Consider the following 6,440-nt stretch of genomic DNA (forward strand, 5'->3'; position numbering starts at 1 on the left):
GAGAACTCCTCAATGAGTGCGACTATTATTCCTGCGAATGCCTGCGGGACGTGAAGCTTGCCAGGTCCTTCGGCTTTAAGGGAGAAATACTTCCCGTCTTTCCTAACACCGGCGGCTTTGACCTTAAAAAGGTCTCCGCCTTAAAACAGCCCGGACCGACCTCCAGACGTCGGCTTATCATGTTGAAGGGATACCATGGCTGGGCCTATAGGGCCCTGGTTGGTCTTAGGGCGCTGGAACGGTGTGCCGACCTTCTCAAGGGGTATACTCTCGCCATATACCTGGGGTTTACCAAGGAAGTACTGATCGCGGCCGAGCTTTTTAGCCGTTCCACTGGCGTCCCGGTAGAGATGATTCCCCGCATCTCTCACGAAGAGATACTCCGTTATCACGGCCGGGCACGGACCTCTATCGGTGTGAATATCAGCGATTCTATCAGCACTTCTTTCCTTGAAGCGCTGGTGATGGGGTCATTTCCGATTCAGACACATACGGGCTGCGCAAACGAATGGATTGAAGACGGCAGGACCGGAATACTGGTGCCCCCGGAGGACCCGGACGTAATTGAACAAGCTATCCGTCGTGCGCTTACGGACGACGAACTGGTCGACCGCGCGGCGGAAGAAAATTGGAAGACAACTGTAGAAAGGCTCGACCAGTCGAAGATAAAACCAAAGGCTGTCGATTTTTATGGAAGGATTTTCTAATCATAAGAAAATCTTCCGTGTTCAAAATTTAGAGATTCAAACAATCACAAAAGAAGAGCCCGGGAGGTCAGGCAAGCATGTCTAATATATTGGCGTCAGCTAGTAATTACCTGAAAAAAGTGCTTCCCCCACGCCCTTACGACCTTATTGTAAGAGCGTATCATCTTTCAGTAAAGCTTTTTATTTTACTTAAAGCCGGGGTACGCAGTCTATACTGTCGACTATTATCATATAAACGATTGTTTATTTGGAGCATCTACCCTTTATTGCCCAAAAAAAAGTTCCGGCTTTACCCCAAGTTGGTATCTATTTTTCTTACAACAAAATGCAATTTGAGATGTTATATATGCAGGCCGGATGGATTTAAAGGCAGTAACCTGAAGATGGAGGATCTTAAGAAATTGAAGGATGTAATTAAGCATGGCGAAATAGTTGAGCTTACCGGGTGGGGCGAAGCCTTTTTGTATCCCAAGCTTGAGGAAGCGCTAAACTATATTTATTCAATAAACCCTAGAAACGATTTAATCCAAATTAACACAAATGGAACACTGTTGTCGAGAAAGATGGCCAGGCTGCTTTCCGGACATCTAAGGTTGCTTACCATTTCATTAAATGCAGCCAAGCCGGAAACATACCGTAGGTTCATGAAATATGATTTCGAAAAGACGTTATCGGCTATTAAAGGATTCTTGTCCGAACTTTCAGAAAATGATCGCCAAAAAACAAAAATGCATTTTGTCGCACTCAAACAAACTTTCCGCGAGGTGCCGGATTTCATTATTCTGGCTCATGAATTGGGGGTGCCTGTTGTCAGCATCGGGAACTATTTTGTAGCGAAAAAAGAACATGCCGATGATGCCCTCCTCCATGTAAAGGAAGAATACAACGCAGTTATCGACCGGGCAATGGAATTAGGCGAAAAGTTTGGAATAAGAGTAGAAGCCCGCCGGTTTTTCGAAGAAAAACGTAATAACTTCTACAATCCTGACCGGGATTGTATGGACCCCTTCAATTCCGTCTATATCAGCACCGAGGGTGACGTCGCACCATGTTGCTTTGCCGGAGCGTATAGCCCGGGGAATGTGTACGGGACTGACTTCGAGTCCGTTTGGTTCGGAGAGAAATATCAAAAGCTCCGTAAAAGTAGATATCTGCCTCCTTGCAAGACCTGCACACCGTACATACCTTTTGATGATTATAATGCACATTTCACATCGCAATTGAAAGATTCGGAAGAGTTTGAAGAGATAAAGAAGGCTTTGGGAAAACAAGTTTGCCATACGGAGGGCCCAAAATGACTCCAACCACCTCTGGAGAAAGGAATTTTTGATATGGACGGCAAGAAAGTACTCATAGCCGGCTCGACCGGGATGCTGGGCCATGTCCTCTTTCGTCTGCTTTCAAGGCATGCGGGGCTTGAGGTCCACGGCACTGCACGCAGTGGCAACGGGCTTTCGCGTTGGTTCACACCAGCGCTTTTAGAGCGGGTGCACACGGGTATTGATGCCTGCAACTTTGATGCGGTCCGTAGCGTCCTGGCAAAAATAAAGCCGGATGTTGTGATAAACTGCGTGGGCATAATAAAACAGAGCCCGGAGGCCAAGGACCCGGTTGCCTCCATTTCAGTGAACGCCCTCTTTCCGCATAAACTCGCGGCGTTATGCAAGGACGCAGGTGCACGCATGATTCATATTAGTACGGACTGTGTCTTCTCCGGGGACAAGGGTGGCTACACCGAGGACGACCGTCCGGACGCGGACGATCTTTACGGACGCACCAAGCTCCTGGGCGAAGTCGTCTACCCGCACTGCGTAACACTTCGGACCTCCATCATAGGCCACGAGCTCAAAGGGAAGCATAGCCTGCTTGAATGGTTTCTCTCTCAGGAGGGCAAGGTCAGAGGCTTTACGAGGGCCGTCTTTTCCGGTTTTCCTACCGTTGAGATGGCTCGCATAATCGCAGACCGTGTAATCCCCGACGAGAAACTTACCGGTCTTTACCATGTATCTTCCGAGCCGGTTACCAAGTATGACCTCTTGAAGCTGGTGGCCGGGCGTTACGGCAAGACTATAGATATCGAGCGGGACGATAACTTTCATTGCGACAGGTCGCTTAAATCGGAGAGGTTCAAGTCTGCGACCGGATACTCGCCGCCGCAGTGGCCCAAACTCGTGGAGGCTATGCATAAGGATGCGATCGAGAACGAGATGACCGGAGCGGATAAGGGCCGGGGACTATGAAGCCTTGGCCGCGGCTGCCTTATGCTAGGGCCCGGGGCTTTAAAAAACCGGGTAAAATCCATTTCGACAGGAGGTATTTCGAATGTCAATATTTGAAGGCAAGACCGTAGTTATTACCGGAGGAACCGGCTCTCTCGGCAAGGTCCTTACCCGGCGGCTGCTCACCGGTAGCGCCGGCACGCCCGCCAAGATAATCATCTTCTCCCGTGACGAGGCCAAGCAGCATTTCATGCGCGTAGAGTACCAGCAGAAGAAGAAGGTCACCGACGAGGTGATATACCACAACTTCGAACAACTCCTGGAGTTCAGGATAGGTGACGTGCGCGACTACCACTCCGTATGCTCGGTGCTCAAAGGCGCCGACATAGTGATAAACGGGGCCGCCCTTAAGCAGGTCCCCTCATGCGAGTACTTCCCCTATGAGGCCGTGCAGACCAATATATCCGGGCCCGAAAACATCATACGCGCCATACGCGAGGGCGGCCTTAAGGTCGAAACGGTCGTCGGCGTATCCACTGATAAGGCCTGTAAGCCGGTAAACGTCATGGGCATGACAAAGGCCATCCAGGAGAGGGTCTTTATAGGGGCGAACATCACCGTGCCAGAAACTCGCTTTCTATGCGTGCGTTACGGGAACGTGCTTGCCTCCCGCGGCTCCGTCATCCCGCTCTTCCACGAGCAGATAAAAAACGGCGGTCCGGTAACCATAACCTCCGAAGAGATGACGCGCTTTCTGCTGCCGCTGGATATGGCGGTCGATACCGTCTTTGCCGCGATAGAGAACGGCTCGCCGGGCGAGACCTTTGTGCCGAAGGTTCCGGCATCGCGCATCGTTGACGTCGCGGCCGCCCTCATAGGAGACCGTAAGATAGAGACGACCGTAACCGGCATACGACCCGGCGAGAAGCTTCATGAGCTGCTCGTCTCTTACGAAGAGGCGTGGCACACCTTCGAGCGGGGTGAATACTACGCTATAAAACCCATGCTGCCGGAGCTTGCCAAGGGGGGCGGAGGCGAAGTGGCGCTGGAAAAAGAGTACAGCTCCTCAGACTCACTCTTTACGATGGAGGAGACAACCGAGCTCCTTAAAGAGCACAACCTTATGGTCGACCACGAGATAAGGGAGGAAGGAGAGTTCCTAAGATGAAGGTAATGACCGTCCTGGGCACCCGCCCCGAGATAATCCGACTGAGCCTTATCGTCAAGAAGCTGGACTCTCTCTGCGACCACGTCCTGGTACATACGGGCCAGAACTACGACGAAAACCTGAACGAGGTTTTTCTTGACCAGCTCAAGGTACGCGACCCCGACCATCACCTCGGGGCAAGGGGGAGCTTCGGCGAGCAGATGGGCAAGATCCTCCCGGAGATCGAGCGGGTCATGCTCTCCGAAAGGCCAGACCGGTTTCTGGTCCTCGGGGACACCAACAGCAGCCTCGCGGCCATAATGGCCAAGCGTCTCGGCATACCCGTATACCACATGGAAGCGGGTAACCGCTGCTACGACGACCGCGTCCCCGAGGAGGTAAACCGCCGCATTATCGACCACTCGAGCGACATACTGCTTCCATACACCGAGCGCAGCCGGGCAAACCTCATACGCGAAGGGATACCGGGAGAACGCATATATGTGACCGGGAACCCGATCTATGAAGTGTTAGAGCACTTCAAGCCCCGGATAGAAGTGAGCACCGCCCTCTCGGACCTGGGCCTGGAAGAGGGCAACTACTTCCTCGTCACCCTGCACAGGGCGGAGAACGTGGACGTGGAGGAACGGCTGGGAAAATTCGTCGAGGCCTTCGACCTGCTCCACAAAGAGTACGGCATCCCCGTAGTCTGCAGCCTCCACCCCAGGACACGGAAGAGGCTGGAGAAGCTCAAGAGAAAAATGGGAGGCGGGGTGCGCGCCATAGAGCCGCTCGGGCTCTTCGACTTCGTCCACCTCGAGCAGCGTGCCAGGTGCGTTCTCAGCGATTCCGGCACGGTGCAGGAGGAGTGCTGCATCTTCAAGGTCCCCGCCGTGACGACCCGCGACGTTACGGAGAGGCCCGAGACCATAGAGGCGGGGAGCAACATGCTGAGCGGGGCGGAGCCGGAGTCCATATTGCGGTGCGTCAAGACGGTCCTGGAGCAGCCCCGCGACTGGTCCCCTCCCCCGGAGTATCTCGTAGGGGACGTAAGCAGCACGGTGGTGAAGATAGTGCTCGGATACAAATGGAGGTAGCGGGGGACTTATCGCAACCCCCGCTTGCCGCGACAAGACACGAAAACCATGCGGGCATAGTTTAGCTGCGGGACGGTATGAAGCTCCTTATTGTTGACCATAGCCCGTTCGTCGGCGGGGCGACAAGGGTCATGTCGAACCTGCTGGAGCTCTTCGACAGAAAAGAGTTCCACTCCGTAATGGTCTGTCCGCCGGGCTCCGACTCGGTAGCGCACTTCGAGGATATGGGCATCGAGGTAAACACCGTCCCCATGCCCTGGTTTACAAGGCGGGCGAGCATCCCGAAATACCTTTCCTATCTCTTCGGTCTTCTCCTCGCGTCATACCGAATAACAAGGCTCCTGTACGGGAAAAAAATCGACATAGTCCACGCCAACTCTTTTATCGCAAGCCTGTACTGCATAATACCCGCGCTCATTTCCCGAAGGCCCATGGTCTGGCATATGCACGACATACTGGAGGCCGACGGCTTTAACAGGCTTTTTATCAGGCTGTCGGGGTTCGGGGCCCGGAAGATAGTATGCCCCTCGGAGGCGGTAAAAAAAGGGCTTGTGGAGTTTGGCGTAGACCCTGAAAAATGTGTCGTAATCTACAACTCCATGCGGGAGGTCAAGGACGGCGTGGGCCGCGGCGGGTTCAGAGAGGAACTGAACGTCGACAAAGAGACCGTCCTTATAGGGATGGTGGGCTTTATAACCGAATGGAAAGGGCAGGCGGTCTTTGTAAGGACCGTCCCCGACGTGGTCAAGAGCTTCCCACGCGTTAAGTTCGTAATCGTGGGAGACGCCATGCTCGACTCCGACAGGGAGTACAGGGAGGGGCTCCACAGCTTTGTCGAAGAGAACGGAATAGGCGACAGGGTAATCTTCACGGGCCACCGGAAAGACGTCCTCGATATCATGGCGGACCTGGACATTGTGGTCCATGCCTCCTTATCGCCGGATCCGCTACCCACAGTAGTGCTTGAGGCCATGAGCGCCGGCAGACCGGTCATAGCGACCGACGTGGGCGGCTGCGCGGAGATGGTCACCGACGGCGTGAACGGATTTTTGATACGGCCGCAAGACCCAAAGGGCCTCGCCGAATGTATCGTGAAGCTGGCCACGGACCCGGACTTAAGGGAGAGGATGGGGCGGGAAGGCTCCGCCATCCTCAAGGAGAAGTTCTCGCCGGACGAGAACCTGAGGAAGATAAGGCAGGTTTATAAAGAAGTGTCCGAAGGATAAAAAATTCTGGGGGTACGGCAACAGAACTTAAAGGGGGCTCTCTT

Annotated in this window: 6 protein-coding genes; all 6 read left to right on the top strand. The window is 53.6% G+C overall.

The window, feature by feature from the left end:
• Positions 1 to 707 (top strand): glycosyltransferase (locus tag V3W31_06345; GenBank protein ID MEE9614561.1); only part of this gene is annotated, 707 nt, incomplete at its 5' end.
• Between the two features lie 77 nt (positions 708 to 784).
• Complete coding sequence (locus V3W31_06350; GenBank protein ID MEE9614562.1) at positions 785 to 2,005, top strand: radical SAM protein; 1,221 nt, start codon at positions 785 to 787, stop codon at positions 2,003 to 2,005.
• Between the two features lie 33 nt (positions 2,006 to 2,038).
• Positions 2,039 to 2,947, top strand: a complete 909-nt coding sequence (locus tag V3W31_06355; protein ID MEE9614563.1) for an SDR family oxidoreductase — start codon at positions 2,039 to 2,041, stop codon at positions 2,945 to 2,947.
• 82 nt (positions 2,948 to 3,029) lie between these two features.
• Complete coding sequence (locus V3W31_06360) at positions 3,030 to 4,094, top strand: polysaccharide biosynthesis protein (GenBank protein MEE9614564.1); 1,065 nt, start codon at positions 3,030 to 3,032, stop codon at positions 4,092 to 4,094.
• Positions 4,091 to 5,170, top strand: coding sequence for a UDP-N-acetylglucosamine 2-epimerase (non-hydrolyzing) (gene wecB / locus V3W31_06365; GenBank protein MEE9614565.1), 1,080 nt, complete (start codon positions 4,091 to 4,093; stop codon positions 5,168 to 5,170). The genes V3W31_06360 and wecB overlap by 4 nt, the downstream gene beginning before the upstream one ends.
• Positions 5,171 to 5,247: 77 nt before the next feature.
• Entirely contained in the window at positions 5,248 to 6,396 is a 1,149-nt protein-coding gene (locus V3W31_06370) for a glycosyltransferase family 4 protein (GenBank protein ID MEE9614566.1), read from the top strand.
• Positions 6,397 to 6,440 lie beyond the last annotated feature (44 nt).

This window comes from Thermodesulfobacteriota bacterium (genome assembly GCA_036482575.1).
In the GTDB taxonomy this organism is placed as follows: domain Bacteria; phylum Desulfobacterota; class GWC2-55-46; order GWC2-55-46; family JAUVFY01; genus JAZGJJ01.